The 943-nt window shown below is 37.3% G+C and carries 1 protein-coding gene; it reads right to left on the bottom strand.

From position 1 onward, the window contains the following. Window positions 1–302 precede the first annotated feature (302 nt). Window positions 303–943 (bottom strand): linear amide C-N hydrolase (locus LUU93_RS21460; RefSeq protein WP_232683216.1); only part of this gene is annotated, 641 nt, incomplete at its 5' end.

Genomic DNA, 943 nt, shown 5'->3' with positions numbered 1-943 from the left:
CTTCCATATTTAGATGTCCATTTAATAGACTGAGGGCCTTCTTCTCCCGTGCGCTCAATACCTCTGGGTAATATCCACAGATTGGTATGAAGATCTGAGCTCCAATCCATTGATCGGGCAGTAAGTACTAATCCGTCCAAACCTTTGTATACTACTCTTGTGCAGGCGGAAGCTTTATGGCAGTAGGTAATTGTTATAGCTAAACAGATGGTTAATATTCCATTTTTTACATATTTCTTCATAGAATTAAGATTTTACTGTTAAACATTTGAGTACTCGTATATAAATAATTTCAAATAACATTACTTTGGGCTTCCCTTAATTTGATATGGCTCATTTTTTATAAACGACTCCACAGTATTACCCGCGTACACTTCATTATTGGTAAGATTAAGTTTCCTGACAGAACCGTTAGAAGAAAAATCAACTGTTTTGAAATCTACCCAAAATGTATTAGGTGTTTTTGATGATTCGAAGTAATAAACCAGATTTTTTTGATCCGACACCGTTCTCCATAAAGTAGAAGCAATGTTAGGCTGATCGGCAGTTGATATTCCAAGGGGAACAGAGCAGTTTCTAATAACACTTAAAAGACCAGCTACAGCAGCGGAGGCTTCTTTAGTTTTTGGTAAAATACTACTGTAAAAGGAAGCTCTTACAAACCGATCTGCCGCACGGTTAGTACCCGGCAGCATTGTAAGTCCTCCAATAGAGTTCCAGTATTCATTTAATGCAAGCTGCTTATCAAAAACAGGAGAATTGGTCATAACTGTATATTCTTCATCATGGTGAATCACTAATTTTCCATCGATATATTCAAATATTGCATTATCTCCTGTCGGGTCTGAGATGGACAAATGAAGCGTTGCTTTTGGACCTTCTCCTGGCATTGAACCTGTCATAAGAACAAAAGGCTCTTTTTGCAATGCAATTACAGCTTCAT

Origin of the sequence: Flavobacterium soyae, from assembly GCF_021245985.1 — a bacterium.
In the GTDB taxonomy this organism is placed as follows: domain Bacteria; phylum Bacteroidota; class Bacteroidia; order Flavobacteriales; family Flavobacteriaceae; genus Flavobacterium; species Flavobacterium soyae.
Note: the sequence above shows the minus strand (reverse complement) of the source record. Positions and strands in the feature narration are given on the sequence as shown.